Below are 19,212 nucleotides of genomic sequence, written 5' to 3'. Positions count from 1 at the left end.
CCAGCGGCCACCACCGTCCAACACGCCGCTACGCGGAGGTTTTCAAATGAGGCAACGTATCCGGCTACGCGGAGGTTTTCTATGAGTCAACGCGGTGTCTACCGCATCACACAGGCAACCAGTAGGGTTGAGACAACCGGCCCTCGGGGAAGGCATACCGGAAGGTACTTTCATGGATACGCAGCAGGACATGGCAGAGGCCGGGACTATCCGCTCCAACAGCACCGAGCTGGGACACGGCGCTGAGCTGGGACAGGGCGAGGGACTCGCACTGCCCGAGTTCCACAACGCCTGCGGACGGATCAGGGCCGCTATCGAGACCGTCATCGACGGCAAGTCGGAGGCGGCCCGGCTGGCACTCACAGTGCTGCTGGCACAGGGGCATCTGCTCTTGGAGGACGTGCCCGGCGTCGGCAAAACCATGCTGGCGAAGACTCTGGCCAAAACCATCGACTGCAGCGTGCACCGGATCCAGTTCACTCCTGATCTGCTGCCCTCCGACGTCACCGGTGTCTCCATCTATAACCAGGACAAGCACCGGTTCGAATTCCGGCCGGGACCGGTGTTCGCCAACATCGTCATCGGCGACGAGATCAACCGCGCCTCGGCCAAAACCCAGTCGGCGCTGCTCGAATGCATGGAGGAACACCAAGTCACGGTGGACGGTACCTCCTACCCGCTGGACACCCCGTTCATGGTGATCGCCACGCAGAACCCGATCGAGATGGAAGGCACCTACCCGCTGCCGGAAGCGCAACGCGACCGTTTTATGGCCCGGATTTCCATGGGCTACCCGGACCTGCGTGCGGAAATGGACATGTTGGAGACCCATCAGTCCGTCTCGCCGCTGGTGGCGGTCCGTCCCGTCGTCACGGTGGACGAAGTGCGCAGCATGGTCGCCACGGTCCGCGATGTGTATGTCTCGCCCGCTGTGAAGGAATACACCGTGAACATCGGCCGGGCCACTCGAGAGCATCCGCATTTGCGGCTGGGGGCAAGCCCGCGAGCCATGCTCCAGCTGCTGCGGGCGGCCAAGGCGACGGCGGCGCTGAACGGCCGCGACTTCGTCCTTCCCGATGACGTGGCCAGCGTTGCCGAAGCCGTGCTCGCCCACCGGTTGATCCTCGACCGGAAAGCCGTGACGGCCGGCGAAGACGCTTCCAGCGTGGTGGCTTCGGTGGTGGCCAAAGTCCCGGTCGGCGGCGAGTCCCGCCGCGTATCCCCCTGACGCACATGGACGCGTTCGGCTGGCTGCCCACCCGGTACATCACGCTGCGCGGCTGGGGAATCCTGGCGACGGGAATACTGGCGCTGCTGCTGGCGCAGGTGCTGGGCCGCCGCGACCTGCTCACGCTGGGTGTGTTCCTGGTTGGGCTCCCGCTGCTGGCCGCGGCGGCGATGGTGCTGCTCAAACCGCAGTTCATCGTGGGGCGGAAGTTCCGGCCGGCCGCCGTCGAAACCGGCGTGGTGGCCCAGGTCGAGTTGACGGTGCGGCGCAGCGGAGGCCTGTCCGGACTCGTGTATATGGAGGAGCAACTGCCGCCTCGCTTCGGCAAGGCTCCGTCGTTCCGGTTCCCGGCGCGGCACCCGTCCCGCTCCGGAGCGAGCATTTACGAATACAAGCTCCGCTCCAACCAGCGCGGGTTGTTCGCCATCGGCCCGGTCACGGCCGATTTCACCGACCCATTTGGGCTGGCTAATCACCGGCATCATCTGGGCGAAACCAGCCCCCTAGTGGTGACGCCGGCCCCGGTGCAACTGCCGGCCACCTCGCTGACCGGGGCACGCGGTTCCGACGGCACGGCGAGCACTCGGCGGCAAGCCAATCCCAGCGACGACGACGTGATGACCCGCGAGTACCGCTACGGCGATCCGATGCGCCGGGTCCACTGGGCGGCGACGGCCCGGCACGGCGAGCTCATGGTCCGCCAGGAAGAATCGGTGACCACACCGCAGGCCACGATCGTGCTGGACCGGCGCGCTTCTGCCTTCGGCACCGGTCTGATGCCGTCCTTCGGCGACGGGGGCAGCCATCACGGCGACCTGCTGCACACCTCGCCGGCCTTTGAGTGGGCCGTCACGGCCGTGGCTTCGGCCGCCAACGACTTCCTCCAGCGCAACTACACGGTCCGGCTCCTGGACATCCACGCCGCGGCGGCGGTCCTCGAGTCCCCGTCGGCGCCGTCGCCCGGCCAAGAGGAATTCGACGGGCCCGCAGGCTACCAGGACCTGGCCGAAGGACTGGCCGCGCTGGGCCTGGCCGACGACCACCGCAAGTCCGAGCGGCATCCGGCCGCACCCGCCTTCGGGGACCGGCTGATGGACAAACTGGCGGCGCACAAATACAAGGGGCCGCTTGTCGCGGTGCTGGGCCAGATCGGCAGCGACGAAGCGCGCCTGCTGGCCCCCGCCGCCGAATTCGGCTCGCATGCCTTCGCTTTGATCGTTACCGACCGGCCACAGCTCGCGCGGGCGTCGATGGACCTGCTGCGCGCCGGTGGCTGGCGCACCGTTGCGGTCAGCCCCAAAGCCTCGGTGTCGGCCGCTTGGGCGCACTTCGATCTGGGCGACCGGATCGAACCGTTGGGAACAGGAGCGGCGCAGTGACCGTCATGCTGGAACGGCCCACCGAACGCCGTACCCCCGGAGCATCCGGTCGCAGCGGCGGCCGGCCCCCCTCCCCCGGCTTCGCGCCGTGGTTGATGAGCACCGCCGTCGCTGTTGCAGTCCTGCTCACCGCCGCCAACCTGCGCGGTGTCCTCGAGGGCTGGAGCTGGCTGTTCCCGGTCGCCGTGACCGTGTGTTCCATCGAGACCGCCACCGGCTTGGCCCGCCGGTTGGACTGGCCACCGCTGACGGGGGCACTGCTGGGACTCGCTGCCCTGGTGATGTCGGTGAATGCAATGTTCCTGGCGCCGACCAGTTTCCTGGGCATCATCCCCGGACCCGGCACCTTCGCGGCCCTGGATCCCATGTTGGAGGAAGCCCGGGACACCGTGGTCTCGCAGGTGGCACCGGTGCTGGTGAACAACGGCATTGCGCTGGCGGCCTGTGTGGGAGTCGGGCTGATCGCCCTCCTGGTGGACACTCTGGCCGTTCCGCTGCAGATGCCTGCCATCAGCGGCCTGGGCCTGCTCGGTTTGGCCTCTGTCCCGGCCATGATCAAACCGAACAGCATCGGCACGGCCGGCTTCCTGGCGGCCGCCGCCGGTTATCTGCTGTTGCTGGGATGCGCCCACTGGTTGGCCTCCGACGGCGGCGGCAGGGGACGCTTGGCGTCCGCCGAACAACTCCGCCGCGCCTCGGGCATCGCAGCAGCCGGGCTGGCGGCCGCGCTGGTGCTCCCGCTGGCCATCCCGGGCTTCTCGTCCGGTCTATTCCCGGAGGGTTCGCGGCTCAATTGGGGTTCGCCGACCGGGCTGAATCCGGTGGTGAATCTGGGCGATAATCTCCGTCGCCCGGGCGCCTTTGGACGGATGACCTATGCCACCGATGCGGAAGAGCCGCTGTACCTGCGCTCGGTCACGCTGGAAAACCTGACCGGCGCGCGCTGGAGCCCCAGCGCATTCGGGGGCAATAAACGGACGGGAATCGACGAACTGGACGTGCCCGGCGTGCAGAACCTGCTGGCAGCCGGCGAGGTGACCACCACGCGGATCAGCACGGCATCCTTCACCAGCCCGTGGCTGCTGGCACCTTACGCCCCGGCGCAGGTCTCCGGCGCCCGCGGCCAGTGGAGCTGGGATCCGAGCACGCTGAACATCCGCGGAGAATCAGGAACCACCACCGCCAACCAGGACTATGAGGTGCGCAGCGTCAAACCCCGGCTGACCCGGGACGTGCTCCGAGCCGCCGAGCCAACCAACAACGCGATAGTCGATTCGGTCTTCTCCGAGCTCCCGGACAGCATGCCCTCCATTATCACCGATACGGCCGCGACGGTGCTTGACGGATTGGACAGCCCGTACGAGCAGGCCATGGCCATCCAGACATATCTGCGGGCACCCGGCTTCGTATACTCCGAACAGGCACCCGTTGAGGGCGGCTACGACCAGAGCGGCTTCGAGGTGGTGGCGGCCTTCTTGGAGGAGAAGTCCGGCTACTGCATCCACTACGCCGCAACCATGGCCATCATGGCCCGGATCGCGGGCATCCCCAGCCGGATGGCGGTCGGCTACGCACCGGGACGCCCCACCGGAACCGTACTCGATGATGGCCCGGGCGGGGATCTGAAGGAATTCGAGGTCGATTCCAGGGACGCCCACGCCTGGCCCGAGCTCTTCTTCAACGGCGTGGGCTGGGTCTCCTTCGAGCCGACCCCGTCACGCGGTGTGCTGCCGGCCTACGCTCAGGCCCAAACCACCCCCGGCTCCCCCACTACGGCGGACGACGTCCTGAGGCCCACCGGCGAGCCCCGGCCGGCCACCGGCGCGGCGGCAGAGTCAGCGGAATCCGGTTCGCAGGCTCCGGCTGAGGACGACGTGCTCTCCCGCCAGCTGTGGTCGGCGTCGGCAGCGGCCGTCGTGCTGGGCCTCCTGCTGGCGCCGCTGGTGCTGCGCCGCCGTCGCACGAATCGGCGACGGACGGCGCTGGCGGCCGGCGGAACCGGGCGCAGGGCCGCCGTCGCCGCGTGGGTTGAAGCAGTGGATACCGCAGAGGACCTCGGCTGGGCGGCCGCGGCTACGGAGACGCCGCGGGCTTTCCAACAGCGCCTTGACGACGCCGGGGTGGTCGCCGGCCGGTCCTCCGCCGCTTTGTCCCGGCTGCGCGCAGGCTACGAGCGGGCGGCGTATGCGGCTCCGGAGACGCCGGCACCGGACGGCGACAACGCCGCCCGGTGGACCGATGTGGAAACCGTCAAGGGCAGGCTCCAGGAGCGGGCCGGCTGGCGGCGGCGCCTGGCCGGGCTGTTCTGGCCGGCTTCGTTGTTCAGCCGCCGGCCGTCCGGAGCGGACGGCCGGCGGGAGGATCCGAGCTACTTGGCGTAGGGATCCGCGATGCCGATGTACTGGACGGTGGTGTACTCGTCCAGTCCTTCTGCGCCACCTTCACGGCCCATGCCGGACTGCTTCACCCCACCGAACGGTGCGGCGGCATTGGAGATCACGCCGGCGTTGTAGCCCACCAGGCCGAATTCGATCTGCTCGGAGACGCGGAACATGCGGTTCACATCGCGCGAGTAGATGTAGGAGGCCAGGCCGTACTCGCTGGCGTTGGCCAAGGCGATGGCCTGCTCTTCGGTTTCGAACGTGGTCACCGGTGCGACCGGGCCGAAGATCTCGCTGCGCAGGATGTCGGCGTCGTTCGGAACGTTGGCCAGCACGGTCGGCTGGTAGAAGAAACCGTCTCCGTCCACGGGTGCGCCGCCGGTGCTGACGGACGCGCCGGCTTCGACTGCCGCGGTGACCAGGGCGTGCACGTCGTCGCGGGCGCCGCCGTCGATCAGCGGGCCCACCGTGGTGTCTGCCTCGGTGCCGCGCCCGGTCTTGAGCGCTTTCATGGCGTCGGCAAACTTGGTGGTGAATTCCTCCGCCACGGAAGCCTGGACCAGGAAGCGGTTGGCCGCAGTGCAGGCCTCGCCCATGTTGCGCATCTTGGCAGCCATGGCTCCCTCGACGGCCTTATCCAGGTCCGCATCCTCGAACACGATGAACGGGGCGTTTCCGCCGAGCTCCATCGAGGTGCGCAGAACGTTGTTCGCCGCGTCCTTGAGCAACTGCTTGCCGACCGGGGTGGAACCCGTGAAGGAAACCTTGCGGAGGCGGGAGTCCTGCATCAGCGGCCCGGAGATCCCGGACGCGCTCTTGGACGAAACCACATTCAGCACGCCGGCCGGAAGGCCTGCTTCCATCATGGTCTGGGCGAAGAGCTGGCTGGTCAGCGGGGTGAGCTTGGCCGGCTTAAGGACCATCGTGCAACCGGCGGCGATGGCGGGTCCGACCTTGCGCGTGGCCATGGCCAGCGGGAAGTTCCACGGCGTAATCAGCAGGCACGGGCCAACCGGCTTACGCGTGACCAGGATCTTGTTCTTGCCCTCGGGCGTGGTCAGGTAGCGGCCGTAGTCACGGACGGCCTCTTCGGAGAACCAGCGGAGGAATTCGGCGCCGTAAACCACTTCGCCGCGGGATTCGGCCAGCGGCTTGCCCATTTCCATGGTCATCAGCAGGGCGAAGTCTTCGGCCCGCTCCGTCACCAACTCGAAGCCCCGGCGCAGGATCTCGGCGCGTTCACGCGGAGCGGTGCGGGCCCAGGAAGCCTGCACCTTGTCAGCGGCGTCGAGGGCGGCGAGCGCGTCCTCGCTGGTGGCGGACGCCAAGGTGGCCAGCACCTTGCCGGTGGCCGGATCGGCCACTTCGAAGGTGCCGCCGTCGGAGGCGTCGCGCCATTCGCCGTTGATCAGCAGGCCGGTGGGTACTTTGGCGAGCAGTTCTGCTTCGCGGGCTGCGGTTTCAGCCATGGCGGTGCCTCCAAGTGTTCAGGATTGAGTCCGTGGGCGCAGTGCCCGGTTTCCTTCACAGTAGGTTTCCGCTTCACGGGTGTAAATGCGAAGGTGCACTACGTTCCGCGGTCCCTACTGTGCAGATCGACAATACCAACGGCTGCCCCGCAGCACCTGCATCGAACGGGCGCAAAGGCGTTATGTGACGACGGCGGTTTTCCCTGCCGCGGGTGCTCAGCTGACGGTATCCGAGCGGGCGGCCAGCACCGCCGAGTACAATTCCCGCTTGCTGATCCGCGCATCGGCTGCCACCGCGGCCACCGCTTCCTTAAGCCGGGCACCCTGGGCAACCAAGGCGTTGACATCTTGCACGTGGTCTTCAGGCCGTTCGGGGGCTGCCTCCGGCGCACCGGCCACCACCACGGCGATCTCACCTCGCACATCCCCTGCTTCGGCCCACTCCAGCAGTTCGCGGACCGGGCCCCGCAGCACTTCTTCATGCAGCTTGGTGAGTTCCCGGCACACGGCTGCCTGTCGTTCCGGACCGAACCCGGCGTCGAGGGCGCGCAGCATGGCCGCCAGCCGGTGCGGCGCCTCGAAGAACACCATGGTCCGCCGCTCCGCGGCCAGCTCCGCCAGCCGCGCCGCGCGCTCCCCCTGTTTGCGGGGCAGGAATCCTTCGAAGGTGAAGCGGTCGGTGGGAAGGCCGGACAATGCCAGCGCCGTGAGCACGGCCGAGGGACCGGGCACGGCGGTCACCAGGACTCCCGCTGCCACGGCGGCCTCGACCAATCGGAAGCCGGGATCGGAGACCGCCGGCATGCCCGCGTCGGTCACCATCACCAGTGTGCTGCCGGCGAGGACCAGGTCCAGCAGATCGGCGGTGCGGCTTGCCTCATTGTGTTCGTGGTAGCTGATGATTTTGCCGCCGGCGGTGATGCCCAATAGCTGCAGCAGCTTGTGCAGCCTGCGGGTGTCTTCGGCCGCGACCACGTCGGCAGTCTGGAGCAGTTCGACCAGCCGCGGCGAGGCGTCACGAACATTGCCGATCGGCGTACCTGCCAACACAATCTGCCCTGGCTGCCCCGATGCCGGACCGCCAGCCTCCCGCTCATTCACGAGTTCAACCCTACCCGCAGCCCGGCGGCCGGGAATCCAGAAGGGCACCCGGTGGGTCGATCGGGTCAACCGTGCCGCCCGCACCGTTCGGCCTCTGAGCGCCGGCACCTTCTCAGCTGGTTCGCCTGTTTCGCCGGCACCTTATATAGAGTCGGTATGTGCCTCACCGCAGCGAGGGCCGCTCTGGGGCGGCCGGCAACCCATATGGCGACGCGGCGCACCCGTCGGCCTACCGGCCGGTAACATGAGGGCCGTGACCCACACCATGCCCGCTCCTGCCGCGGAAGCCCGCCGCGGACGCTGGCTGGAATCGCCGGGTCGGGCCTTCAGCGAAGCGGTGCTGCGGCGCCGCCTGCTGGGTGTCCCGGCGCAATTCGGCATCTGGGCCTGGCTGCTCCCCCTGCTTATCGCCGCCCTTGGCGGAGTGCTCCGCTTCTACCGGCTGGGCGAACCGGGTTCACTGGTGTTCGACGAAACCTATTACGTCAAAGACGCCTACTCCTACCTGCAGTCCGGCTACGAACGTGATTGGCCAGACAACGCCAACGACTCCTTCAACGCCGGCCGCCCGGGCGTCCTGCTGGATACCCCCGAGTATGTGGTGCACCCGCCCGTCGGCAAGTGGATGATCGCCGCCGGAATGTGGCTCTTCGGCTCCGACAACGCCTTCGGCTGGAGGTTCGGCGCCGCGCTCACGGGCACGCTGTCGATCCTGATCATCGCCCTGATCGCCCAGGCACTGTTCAAGTCGACGGCGCTGGGCGGCATCGCGGGTTTGCTGACTGCCATCGACGGCCACCATCTGGTCCACTCCCGGACATCGCTGCTGGATATTTTCCTGATGTTCTGGGTTGTCGCTGCGTTTGGCTGTTTGCTGCTGGACCGCAGCGACGGACGACGCCGGCTGGCCGCGAAAATCGCTCGGCTCACCGGCCCGTCCGGGGTGCCCCACCCTTCGCGGCTGTTGTACGGCCCATGGGTGCTCTGGCGGCCGTGGCGGCTGGCCGCCGGTGTCTGCCTGGGCCTCGCGGTGGGAACCAAGTGGTCCGCGCTGGCATTCGTCGCCGCGTTCGGCCTCATGTGCGTGCTCTGGGATCTCAGCGCGCGCCGGACGGCGGGCATCACAGAGTGGTTCTCGGCAGGTGTGCTCCGTGACGGTGTTCCGGCGTTCTTCACCATGATCCCCGTTGCCGCGTTGACGTATCTGGCATCGTGGACCGGATGGCTGCGCTCCGACAACGCCTACGACCGGAACTGGGCGGCGTCAAACCCTTCCGACAGTTGGGGCTGGTTGCCGGACTGGCTGCGCTCGCTGGCCGAATACCACCGCAGCGCCTACGCCTTCCACAATGGCTTGCATTCGGAGCACCCGTACGAGTCCAATGCCTGGACCTGGCTGTTCATGGGCCGCCCCACGTCGTTCTACTACCATTCCGAAGAAGCCGGCCAGGGCGCTTGCCATGCGGTCAACAGCTGTTCGGAAGCGGTTACGGTCGTCGGTAATCCGCTGATCTGGTGGGCTGCCGCGGCGTCGTTGCTGGTGCTGCTCTTCTGCTGGGCCGGCCGGCGGGACTGGCGCGCAGGCGCCGTCCTGGCTGGAGTCGCGGCCGGCTATCTGCCCTGGTTCCTTTACCCGGAGCGGACCACATTCTTCTTCTACGCCATCTCCTTCCAACCGTTCTTGGTGCTGGCCCTGACCTACACGCTCGGGCTGGCGCTGGGCCGGCCGACCGACCCGCCTTGGCGCCGGCGCCAAGGCGTGCTCGTGGTGGGGCTGTTTGTGGCGGCAGCGCTCCTGGTCTCGGCGTTCTTCCTGCCCGTCTGGACCGCCGAGCTGATCGACTACAACCAGTGGCGCTGGCGGATGTGGATGCCGAGCTGGATTTGATACAGGCAAGACAACACGATTTATCCGGGAAGCAGAAGGTGGGCACGAAGTGCGCGAAGCGGTAACAGAACTCCTGGCGGCCATGCCGGCCGGGTCGAACATCACCGACATCCTGGTGGCCCAGCACCAGCGTGGCCCGCAACGGGCGCTGTACGCCGTCAAGCGCGATGGCGCGTGGTCCGATGTCTCGGCAGACGAACTGCTGGCCGAGGTCACGGCGCTGGCCAGGGGCCTGATGGCTTCCGGTGTCGAGGCCGGAGACACCATTGCGGTGATGTCCAAGACCCGCTTCGAGTGGACGGTGGTGGATCTGGCGGGCTGGTTCGCCGGAGCCGTCGTTGTCCCCATCTATGAGACGTCCTCCCCGCTTCAGGTGCAGTGGATACTGCAGGACTCCGCGGCCACCATGGTGTTCGCGGAGGACGCGGCCAAGGCGGCCGTGGTGCGCCAGGCCATGTCCGGGCTGCCGGCCGAGCTTCCCGTCTGGCAGCTGGACGGAAACGCCGACGGACTGGACAGTCTGAAGGCGGCCGGATCCACAGTCACCGACGAAGCACTCGAATTGCGCCGCACCTCCCGCGGCATGCAGGACGCGGCCTCCTTGGTTTATACCTCGGGCACCACCGGGCGGCCGCGGGGCTGCATCATCAGCCACGGCAACTTCGCGGAACTGGCCGTCAACGTGGTGGAGTTCCTGCCGGACATCCTGAAGCGTCCGGAGGCCAAGTCGCTGATGTTCCTGCCGCTGGCCCATGTGCTGGCCCGGGCGGTGCAGGTGATCTGCCTGGCCGGTGGAGTGAAAATGGGCCACACCTCCAGCATGGCCGAGCTGATCGAGGATCTGGCCAGCTACCAGCCCACGTTCTTGTTGGTGGTGCCGCGCGTCTTCGAGAAGGTCTACGCCACGGCCCGTCAGAAGGCCCATGACGGCGGCAAAGGCAGGATCTTCGACGCGGCAGCGCAGGCGGCGGTCGCCTACTCGGAAGCCCGGGCTGCGCAGGCCCGCGGCACCGGCGCCGGCCCCGGCCTGGCGCTGAAGGCCAAGCGAGCCCTGTTCGACAAGCTGGTATACGGCAAGCTCCGGGCGGCCTTCGGCGGGCAGGTGGAGTACACCGTCTCCGGGGCGTCCGCGCTGAATCCGATGCTGGCGCATTTCTTCACCGGCATCGGCGTGCCCGTACTCGAAGGCTACGGGCTGACCGAGTCCACCGCCCCCGCCGCGGTCAATCTGCCGCGGGCCAACCGGATCGGCACCGTCGGCCTGCCGCTGCCGGGCACCAGCATCAGGATCGCGGACGACGGCGAAGTCCTGATCAAGGGGATCGGCATCACCCCCGGTTACCACAACAACGACGCTGCCAACGCTGAATCCTTCCGGGACGGGTACTTCTGCACCGGCGACGTCGGCACCCTCGACGACGACGGCTACCTCACCATCACCGGGCGCAAGAAGGATCTGCTGGTGACCGCGGGTGGCAAAAATGTGGCGCCCGGGCCGCTGGAGGACGCGCTGCGAGAGCACCGGCTGGTCTCCCAGGCGGTGGTGGTGGGCGAAGGCCGCCCCTTCATCGGCGCACTCGTCTCGCTGGATGAAGAGCAACTCGCCGGCTGGCTCGCCGCCGCCGGCCGCGGCCCGATGGCCCTTGCCGCCGCGGCGGATGATCCGGCGGTGCGGGCCGAGCTGCAGCAAGCCGTGGACCATGCCAACCGGCTGGTCTCGCGGGCGGAGCAGATCCGGAAGTTCCACGTGCTGCGGGAAGACCTGACGGAAGCTTCCGGGCACCTGACGCCGTCGCTGAAGCTCAAGCGCATGGCCGTGCTGGAGGACTTCGCCGGGCAGGTCGACGGCCTCTACGGCTAGCTGCCGGGCGTAGCAGCCGCCGGTTGGCCCCTGCCTCCCGGGTGTTTCCGGCAGCGTTACGCCGTCTGGTCCGTCTCCCGGGCGAGCAACAGCTCGTGCCGGCGGCGCTGTTCTTCTGCGGCGGCCGCGCTGCGGTTCCGCCGTCCGCGCGTCGGCCAGGTCAGGGCCAGCACCAGCGAGGAAACCATCAATACCAGCAGGGCTATGACAATTCCGGAGTCCATCCAGAACTGCGCCGGGAAGAGCCGGATCAACGTATCGTCCACGTAGAAGGTCCAGGTACCGTCCGCAAAGAAGATCCGGTGGAAGTCGGTGAAGAACTGCTGCCAGTTGAGCGCACACAGGACACCCAGCACAAGAATCAGGATCAGCGTCGCCGCCGAGCCGGCGAACAGGCCGCGCCGCACACCGCCGTGGTAGCGGCGGGCCAGGTAGACCACGCACACCACGGCCAGGATCAGCATGGCCGCACCGGCAATCATCGCCGCAAGGAAGACGCCCTTGACGTCGGCCATGTGGCTGACTTCGGAGTCCAGGAAAAGACTTCCGCCATTCGGGCCGGTGAGGTCGCCCAAGTACCGCGGGCCAGCGAAATTCAGCAGGTAGTCCACCGCATAGGAACCGTACGTCATCCGGTCATCGGTGCTGAAACCGAAGCTGTCGGCCGGGAAACCGGGGCGGTGGTATTCGGCCCACAGGAACAGCGGCGTGGCCACCAACCGGAGGGCCCCGATGATCAGCAGCAGCGGGAACAGCACGGCCAGCACCACCTGCAGGATGCGTCCGGCCAGCGGCTTGGCGTTCACTGCCTCCTCGCGTGCCGTGGTGCGGCGCACCACCTCCGAACGGGGCGGACGGACAGAGAGCGCTGTGGTCGCAGGGTTCGCTTCGCCGCCGTCGGCCGGCGTGGCCGTCCCGGCGGGAGGAGCCGGCGGTGCGGCCGGCACCGGTTTCCGGACGGACGGCTCCGCGCGGTCCGTGCCGACAGTGCTGCTCCCGGCAGGGCCAAGGCCGGCCGTGCCCGATCCAACCGGGGCGGCAGCGGCACCGGCACTGGTGCTGGCACCGGCGCTGGTGCTCTCGCTCTCTCCGCCGGACGCCGCACCGGAATGGGCAGCGGCCGGCTCACGCCGGTCGGGGCTAGGCGCAGCAGCCACGGCTGTCGGTTCGATTCCGGCACCAGCCGGGGCACCGCCGTCGGGCGCCGTACCGCCGCCCTGCCGCACGGCACTCAGATCCGGCAGCCGGCTGGGCCGCCGCATGGGAAGTGGGTTGGCTCCGTCCCGAAAACGGCCGTTGGCGGCAGGTACCGGGGGCGCGGGAGCCCGCTCTGGCTCAACGCCGGTGGCCTCTCCGGGAACCGTCCGGGCTCTGCGTCCGTCTCCGCCGGGGTTTGTCTGTTCGACTGCCACGTCCGTCGCCTCTTTCTGTACCGCTGGCCTCTCTGGTTATGAGACTACCGCCGGCCGGCGACGCTTCGCGGTTGCCACCCCGGGCGCGGCCGCCCGGCTTCTAGACGGTAACGGCAGTCTCGCCCGCGTCGAACCGGCCCAGGTCGCCGCGCTCTCCCGCCAGGTAGGCCCGCCGGCCCAGCACCAGTGTGTAGGTCCAGTACGCCGCCAGCACCAGCGCGCCGATGCCCAGCCGCAGCCAGTCCGGCAGCGCGCTGGGCGTCACGAAACCCTCCACCAGGCCGGAGATGAAGAGCACGAGGACCAGCCCCAGGGCAACGGTGATCAGCGACCGGCCCTCCCGGGCCAGCGATGCGGTGCGGGTCAGCCGTCCGGGCGAAACCCAGGACCAGAAGATCCGCAGCCCGGCAGCGCTGGCGATGAAGATCGCGGTGATTTCCATCAACCCGTGCGGCAGGATGTAGAGGAAAAAGACGTCCAACTGGTCGTAGGCCGCCATCATTCCGCCGGCCATCCCGACGCCTTGGGCGTTCATGAACAGGATGTACGGCACCCACAGACCGGTCACGCCGAAGGCCACCGCCTGCGCGGCGATCCAGGCGTTGTTCGTCCAGACCATGCCGGCGAACGAGGCATTGGGGTTTTCCGAGTAGTAATTGACGAAGTCTTCTTCCACGTATTTGCGGATTTCCTCGTCCGAACCTATTGCCTTGATGACCTCGGGGTTCCCCGCGACCCAGGCGCCGAACAGCCACGCGACCAGGATGAACACGGCACCGATGATGACGGTCAGCCACCGCAGCCGGTAGAACGCGGCGGGCAAAGACAGCACAAAGAATTCGGCGACGTCGCGGGCGAAATTGGAGCGGGCGCCGGTGAAGCGCGTGCGCGCGCGTGAGAGTCGGGTGGAGAGGGCCGCCGACAGCTGGCCTTCGGCCGCCACCGAGCGGATCATTGACAGGTGGGTCGAGGTGCGCCGGTAGAGCACCAGCAGTTCATCCGCCTCGGCGCCTGTGAGCCTGCGCTTGGCGCTCAGTTCGTCCAGCCGCTTCCAGTCGTGCTGGTGCACAGCGGTGAAGGCATCGATATCCACACCCCTAGCCTATCCGGCGCGGGACCGGGCCGGCGGTCCGGACGGGCGGTCGATCGGCGCCCGGATCGATAGAGTGGAACCAGGCGGCACGGGCCGCCCGGGAAAGGGGTCCGATGAGCAACGTCATCACCGGCGAGGCTGTGGTGCTGGAGCTGCGGCCGGCATCCTTCGGGGTGCGCGCGCTCAGTTCGATGATCGACGTGCTGACCAACGTGGCCCTGTTGATTGCCGCCTTCGTGCTGCTGGCCGAAACTTTGGATGTCGGCTTCGACGCCGCCGCCGCCCGGGCGCTGGCCATCACGGTGGTGTTGTTCTTCCTGGTGATTGTGCCCTTTGCTGTCGAGACGCTGACCCGCGGCAAGTCGCTCGGCCGCTGGATCATGGGCCTGCGCATTGTGCGCGACGACGGCGGTGCCATCCGCTTCCGGCATGCTGTGATCCGGGGTCTGCTGGCGGTCTTCGAACTGTACTTGCTGCTCGGTTCGGTGGCCTTCATGGCGGCCCTATTCAACGACAGGTCCAAGCGTCTGGGCGATCTCCTGGCCGGCACGTACAGCATGCGGGAGCGCGTCGGGGTCATGCCGAAGCTCCTGCCGGACATTCCCCCGCAGCTGGCACCGTGGGTGAAGCTGGCGGATATGGGACGGCTGCCGGAACCGCTGGCCCGCAGGATTGTGCAGTTCCTGTCCCAAGCGCCCAAGATGATCCCGGCCTCCCGGGCCAGGCTGGCAACGGCCCTGGCCAACGAGGCTTCCGGCTACGTCTCTCCCCCGCCGCCGGCTGGCACGCCGCCGGAAATGTACTTGCTGGCGGTCATGGCAGAGCGGCGCGAACGCGACTTTTCCCGGTTATCCCGGCAACACGACCGCGCCGTCCAGCGCGGCACCCGGCTGCATTCCCTGCCGTTCCAGGACGAGGGACGCCAGGGCCGCTGAAGCACGGAGGCCCGGCCACACGGCTTGCGCCCGGCGCGCACGCTGCGGGATCCGCTGGCCCTGCGCAGGGTAGCCAGTTCCGCCAGGTCCCGCGCGCAGAGGTTCCCTACGGACGTTCCGGCTAGCCCTTGTCTTGCGAGCTCCAGGTCTTCCAGTCAACGTTCCAGTCGCCGAAACCGTCCGTCGGGTCCAGGAAACCGCCATCGGTGTTGCGGATATCCACAATGTCGCCGGTGCGCATCGTCTCGTAGAAGTACCGTGCGCCGGCCTCTGACATGCCCACGCAGCCGTGCGAAATGTTCCGCACGCCCAGAGCCGAGGGGTCCAGCGCGGTGTGGACGAATTCGCCGCTGTTGCTCAGCCTGCTGGCGTACTTGGCGTTGAACGGCTCGTACCAGTCGGGGTCGCCGGGCTTGAGCCCGATGCTGCGCGGGTTGAACGGCAGCGACTTGTGCATGTCCATGATCGGGTGGATGCCCTTGCTGGAAGGCCAGTTGGCGTCGCCCAGAGTAACCGGGAAGGTCCGGGCCAGCTGGCCGCCCACGTAGATCTTCATGGTCTTGGTCTTGTTGTCGACGATGGCCCGGCGGTCATCAAGAATGTTGACGGTGATCTTCTCGTCGTTCATTCCGATCATCTTGTTGCCGAACTCCACGCCGAAGAGTTTCATGTCCACGGTGACCGTGCTGTTGGGCGCCCAGTACTTGGCCGCCCGGTAACGGGCCTTGGTGTCCGAGTACCAGTAGAACTCGCCCTTTTGTCCGGCGGAGGTGGTGATCTTGATGGCCTCCTCCACCTTCTTTTTGTTCAACACCGGTTCGCTGAAGTTGAACTCCAGCGGCTGCGCGATGCCCACGTGCTGTCCGTCCAGCGGGTACATCCATCCGTCGGCCTGGTTGGGCGCCAGCACCGTAGTGAAGCTCTGCTGCTTGGCGGTTTCGGCTCCGGCGCTGTCCACCAGCGTGTAGCTGAAGTCGTACTTGGTCAAAAAGTCCAGTCGTTGAGTGGCTTTCCAGACGCTGCCGTCCGAGGACAGATCGCCGGCAACCGGTTCGCCGCCCTTTGCCGGGGCCAGCACCACGTCCTTAATGGAGGCGTTCTTGGCGGTGATGGTGGGGACGGTGGCCGGGTTGACCTCCACGGCCTTGTCCTTCGGGTTGACGCCGACCGACATCGCTTTGGCGACCGGTTCCGAAAAACCCGGGCGCTCGGCGGGGGCGACGGCCAGCATGCGTCCGAGCTGCGCGGCAAAGGTGGGCGACGCCACGGTGGCTGCGGTGACGGCCGCCGCGGCAGCCACCAGCACGCCGATGATGCACAGCAGCGCAATCTTTAGGCCCTTGCGCTTCTTTTTTTCCTCAGTCATCCCAACCCAAACTCGAGACCTCACGGCATGTTGCGCGCCGCCAGGGCACAGCACGGCCCTGCTTCCATGGTAGGTCGCCCAGCGGCTTGCTCCGGGCCATGGCGCGGCGCGGCCGTCCAACAATCCGGTAACCATCCCGGGGACGACGACGGCGATGGGGACCTGAGGTGCCCATCGCCGTCTTTGTCTATTTCTGGATCAGTAGCGGTAGTGGTCCGACTTGTACGGGCCGGCCACGTCCACGCCCAGATACTCGGCCTGTTCCTTGGTCAGTTCGGAGAGTTCGACGCCGAGCGCGTCCAAGTGCAGCCGGGCTACCTTCTCGTCCAGCACCTTCGGCAGCACGTAGACCTGCTTGGCGTACTCGGGCTCGCCGGTGGCCGACCCCTCGGCCGGTTTGCCGTGCTTGGTGAACAGTTCAATCTGCGCAATGGTCTGGTTGGCGAAGGAGTTGCTCATCACAAACGACGGGTGGCCCGTGGCGTTGCCCAGGTTCAACAGCCGGCCCTCGGACAGCACGATGATGGAGCGTTCGGCGTCGGAACCGGCTTCGAAGACCCATTCGTGGACCTGCGGCTTGATCTCCACCTTCTGCACGCCCGCGACCTTGGCCAGGCCGGCCATATCGATTTCGTTGTCGAAGTGGCCGATGTTGCCGACGATGGCCTTGTCCCGCATCCTGACCATGTCCGAAGCCATGATGACGTCCTTGTTGCCGGTGGTGGTGATGAAGATGTGGCCCTCGCCCACCACCTTGTCCAAGGTGGTGACCTGATAGCCGTCCATCGCTGCCTGGAGGGCACAGATCGGGTCGATCTCGGTGACAACAACGCGGGCGCCCTGGCCGCGCAGCGCCTCGGCTGCGCCCTTGCCGACGTCTCCATACCCGCACACAACGGCGGTCTTGCCGCCCATCAGCACGTCCGTGGCGCGGTTGATCCCGTCCGGCAGCGAGTGGCGGATGCCGTACTTGTTGTCGAACTTGGACTTGGTGACCGCATCGTTGACGTTGATCGCCGGGAACAGCAACTGGCCCTGCTCCGCCAACTGGTAGAGGCGGAGCACACCGGTGGTGGTTTCTTCGGTGACGCCGCGGATGCCGGCGGCCACCCGGGTGAACTTCTGCGGGTCCTTGGCCAGCGAAGCGCGCAGCACGTCCAGGATGATAGTGAACTCGTGCGGGTCCTCGGCGGAGGCCGAAGGCACAGCGCCTGCCGCCTCGAATTCCACGCCCTTGTGCAGCAGCAGGGTGGCATCGCCGCCGTCGTCCAAAATCATGTTGGGCCCCAGCTCGGGGTTTTCCGCAGCGCCGGGCCAGGTCAGGATCTGCTCTGCGGTCCACCAGTATTCTTCGAGCGTTTCGCCCTTCCAGGCGAAGACCGGCACACCCTGCGGGTCTTCCGGCGTGCCCTTGCCCACCACGATGGCGGCGGCGGCCTCGTCCTGGGTGGAGAAGATGTTGCAGGATGCCCAGCGGACCTCGGCGCCCAGCGCGGTCAGGGTCTCGATCAACACCGCGGTCTGTACGGTCATGTGCAGCGAACCGGCGATCCTGGCACCGGCCAGCGGCTGGGTTGCGCCAAACTCTTCGCGCAGGGCCATCAGACCCGGCATTTCGTGCTCCGCCAGGCGGATCTGGTGCCGGCCGGCAGCAGCCAGCGAGAGGTCCTTGACCTTGTAATCGATCGTCACAGTCATGCTCCTAAGCGTTGTCGGCGGGGCTGTCGGGGGTGGAGTCGGTGCCGGGGGCTGCCTGCGGCAAAAGCACCGGGATGCCGTCTTCGATCGGGTAGTGCAGCCGCTCACCTGCCGCGGTGCGGCCGGTGGATACCAGCTCGTCACCCTCCTGGACCAGGGATGAACCGGTCACCGGGCAGCGTAGGACCGCCAGCAGCTCGGATGTCAGATGTGCCATGCGAATGTTGTCCTTCGGTTCGATCGGCGGCTTCGGCTGCGCCGGCGTCCGGTGGACGGCGGGGCGGGGCCTCGCAGCGGACAGCAGGTTGCCTGGAATGCGGGCTGCCCGCCTCCCAGCGTATCGTTCTACGGTTGTCCGCGCAGAATGCGGAGATGCCCGCGTCGGGTGCCGGCGGCACCCGCCGGCGGCTCCAGCGGTTCACGCTGCCCGCGCGGCTGGGGCAGCTCATCGGGGATCTCCGGGGTGCGGGCGGCCTCACGGACTGCGTCGGCCAGGGCCAGTAAATCGTCAGGATTGGGGGCCGGTGCCTGCGTGGGCAGCGCCAGCCGCATGACTTCCCAGCCGCGGGGAACGGTCAGCCGCTCAGCATGGTCGGCGCAGAGGTCGTAGCAGTGCGGCTCAGCATAGGTTGCCAGCGGGCCAAGCACGGCGGTGGAATCTGCATATACGTACGTCAAAGTAGCGATGGCCGACCGCTGACAGGCCGAGCGTGAACATTGACGAATGGATCCCACGAGAAAGAATCCTACTCTGGGCCGCTCGGCTTCCGGGCCACCGGCACGGGCAGGTGCGGAAAGATTAGGTCACAATCAGGCCTCTCGGGGCGCCGCCGCTCCGGGCGCTTCCGGCGCACCGCTGCCCGCCAGTGCCGAATTCTCGCCGTCGGGCTTAAAGTCGGTATATGGAACACGGACCATCACTGACTGTTTCGCTGGGTGGCGACGGCGGTGGCTGGCGCCGTCCGTTCAGCGCACGACGCCGAAACCGCCGGGGCCGCGGACTGCGCGGCGATCTGCTGCCCGCCCACCTGCCGGGTCACCTGACCAGGCCGGAGCAATTCGAGCAGTGGGTTTCCGAGTCCGCCGAGCGGCTGGAGTACTTCTGGGGCGAGCGGATTGAAGCAGCCCAATTCGTGGTCGAGGACATCCCACCGCATCTCGAGGAACTCTTGGCCCGAGGCCAAGCGTCGCCGCTGGGCAGCTTCACGCCGGCCGCTCCGGGCCGTCCGGCAGTGGTGACCGTCTTCCGGCATCCGGTGCAGATGGCAGCCCGGCTGCGGGCCGAACTGCCGGAGCTCATCCACGATGTGGTGGTGGAGCAGACCGCCCAGCTGCTGAACATGGCGCCCGAAGCCGTCGACCCGGGCTACGGCCGCACCCGCCCCTGACGGAGACGCTGGG

The 19,212-nt window shown here is 67.5% G+C and carries 15 protein-coding genes; 7 read left to right on the top strand and 8 right to left on the bottom strand.

Annotated features, from left to right (window positions below; translation table 11 throughout):
* Positions 1–172 precede the first annotated feature (172 nt).
* From ACWF5H_RS10705 to ACWF5H_RS10695, 3 genes are read left to right on the top strand one after another with little or no spacing between them, the layout of a single operon-like run.
* Positions 173–1,228: an AAA family ATPase gene (locus tag ACWF5H_RS10705; protein WP_452036714.1), complete on the top strand. Its 1,056-nt coding sequence runs from the start codon at positions 173–175 to the stop codon at positions 1,226–1,228.
* Between the two features lie 5 nt (positions 1,229–1,233).
* Positions 1,234–2,607, top strand: coding sequence for a DUF58 domain-containing protein (locus ACWF5H_RS10700; protein ID WP_452036713.1), 1,374 nt, complete (start codon positions 1,234–1,236; stop codon positions 2,605–2,607).
* 5 nt (positions 2,608–2,612) lie between these two features.
* A complete protein-coding gene (locus ACWF5H_RS10695; RefSeq protein ID WP_452036742.1) occupies positions 2,613–4,988 on the top strand; it encodes a transglutaminase family protein in 2,376 nt (791 codons plus the stop codon).
* Here ACWF5H_RS10695 and ACWF5H_RS10690 read toward each other — a convergent pair.
* Both ACWF5H_RS10690 and rsmI read right to left on the bottom strand, forming a co-directional pair.
* Positions 4,976–6,457 (bottom strand): NAD-dependent succinate-semialdehyde dehydrogenase, encoded by a 1,482-nt coding sequence (locus ACWF5H_RS10690; protein WP_452036712.1) that lies wholly within the window; start codon positions 6,455–6,457, stop codon positions 4,976–4,978. The genes ACWF5H_RS10695 and ACWF5H_RS10690 overlap by 13 nt on opposite strands.
* 216 nt (positions 6,458–6,673) lie before the next feature.
* Positions 6,674–7,558 carry a 16S rRNA (cytidine(1402)-2'-O)-methyltransferase gene (gene rsmI / locus ACWF5H_RS10685; RefSeq protein ID WP_364651253.1) on the bottom strand — a complete coding sequence of 295 codons (885 nt, stop codon included), beginning with the start codon at positions 7,556–7,558 and terminating at the stop codon, positions 6,674–6,676.
* A gap of 244 nt (positions 7,559–7,802) precedes the next feature.
* Between rsmI and ACWF5H_RS10680 the strand changes: the two genes are divergently transcribed.
* Positions 7,803–9,446 carry a dolichyl-phosphate-mannose--protein mannosyltransferase gene (locus ACWF5H_RS10680; protein WP_452036711.1) on the top strand — a complete coding sequence of 548 codons (1,644 nt, stop codon included), beginning with the start codon at positions 7,803–7,805 and terminating at the stop codon, positions 9,444–9,446.
* Positions 9,447–9,495: 49 nt separating this feature from the next.
* Entirely contained in the window at positions 9,496–11,307 is a 1,812-nt protein-coding gene (locus ACWF5H_RS10675) for an AMP-dependent synthetase/ligase (protein ID WP_452036709.1), read from the top strand.
* Positions 11,308–11,363: 56 nt separating this feature from the next.
* Here ACWF5H_RS10675 and ACWF5H_RS10670 read toward each other — a convergent pair whose 3' ends face one another.
* Positions 11,364–12,464 carry a TIGR01906 family membrane protein gene (locus ACWF5H_RS10670; protein WP_452036708.1) on the bottom strand — a complete coding sequence of 367 codons (1,101 nt, stop codon included), beginning with the start codon at positions 12,462–12,464 and terminating at the stop codon, positions 11,364–11,366.
* Positions 12,465–12,819: 355 nt separating this feature from the next.
* The gene (locus ACWF5H_RS10665) at positions 12,820–13,812 is read right to left on the bottom strand and encodes a stage II sporulation protein M (protein WP_452036706.1); all 993 of its coding nucleotides are present in this window, start codon (positions 13,810–13,812) and stop codon (positions 12,820–12,822) included.
* Between the two features lie 113 nt (positions 13,813–13,925).
* Between ACWF5H_RS10665 and ACWF5H_RS10660 the strand changes: the two genes are divergently transcribed.
* The gene (locus tag ACWF5H_RS10660; RefSeq protein ID WP_452036704.1) at positions 13,926–14,747 is read left to right on the top strand and encodes an RDD family protein; all 822 of its coding nucleotides are present in this window, start codon (positions 13,926–13,928) and stop codon (positions 14,745–14,747) included.
* A 121-nt stretch (positions 14,748–14,868) separates the two neighbouring features.
* Here the strand turns inward: ACWF5H_RS10660 and ACWF5H_RS10655 are convergent, their stop codons facing one another.
* The 4 genes from ACWF5H_RS10655 to ACWF5H_RS10640 form a co-directional block, all read right to left on the bottom strand.
* On the bottom strand, positions 14,869–16,113 hold the full coding sequence (locus ACWF5H_RS10655; RefSeq protein WP_452036703.1) for an Ig-like domain-containing protein: 1,245 nt from the start codon (positions 16,111–16,113) through the stop codon (positions 14,869–14,871).
* A 198-nt stretch (positions 16,114–16,311) separates the two neighbouring features.
* Positions 16,312–17,805: an adenosylhomocysteinase gene (gene ahcY / locus ACWF5H_RS10650; protein ID WP_452036702.1), complete on the bottom strand. Its 1,494-nt coding sequence runs from the start codon at positions 17,803–17,805 to the stop codon at positions 16,312–16,314.
* 10 nt (positions 17,806–17,815) lie between these two features.
* Complete coding sequence (locus ACWF5H_RS10645) at positions 17,816–18,028, bottom strand: Trm112 family protein (protein ID WP_364647003.1); 213 nt, start codon at positions 18,026–18,028, stop codon at positions 17,816–17,818.
* Between the two features lie 128 nt (positions 18,029–18,156).
* A complete protein-coding gene (locus ACWF5H_RS10640) occupies positions 18,157–18,546 on the bottom strand; it encodes a DUF3499 domain-containing protein (RefSeq protein WP_364647000.1) in 390 nt (129 codons plus the stop codon).
* Between the two features lie 167 nt (positions 18,547–18,713).
* Between ACWF5H_RS10640 and ACWF5H_RS10635 the strand changes: the two genes are divergently transcribed.
* Positions 18,714–19,199: a metallopeptidase family protein gene (locus ACWF5H_RS10635; RefSeq protein WP_364646997.1), complete on the top strand. Its 486-nt coding sequence runs from the start codon at positions 18,714–18,716 to the stop codon at positions 19,197–19,199.
* Positions 19,200–19,212 lie beyond the last annotated feature (13 nt).

Source organism: Arthrobacter sp. NPDC055138 (genome assembly GCF_053607305.1).
Note: the sequence above shows the minus strand (reverse complement) of the source record. Positions and strands in the feature narration are given on the sequence as shown.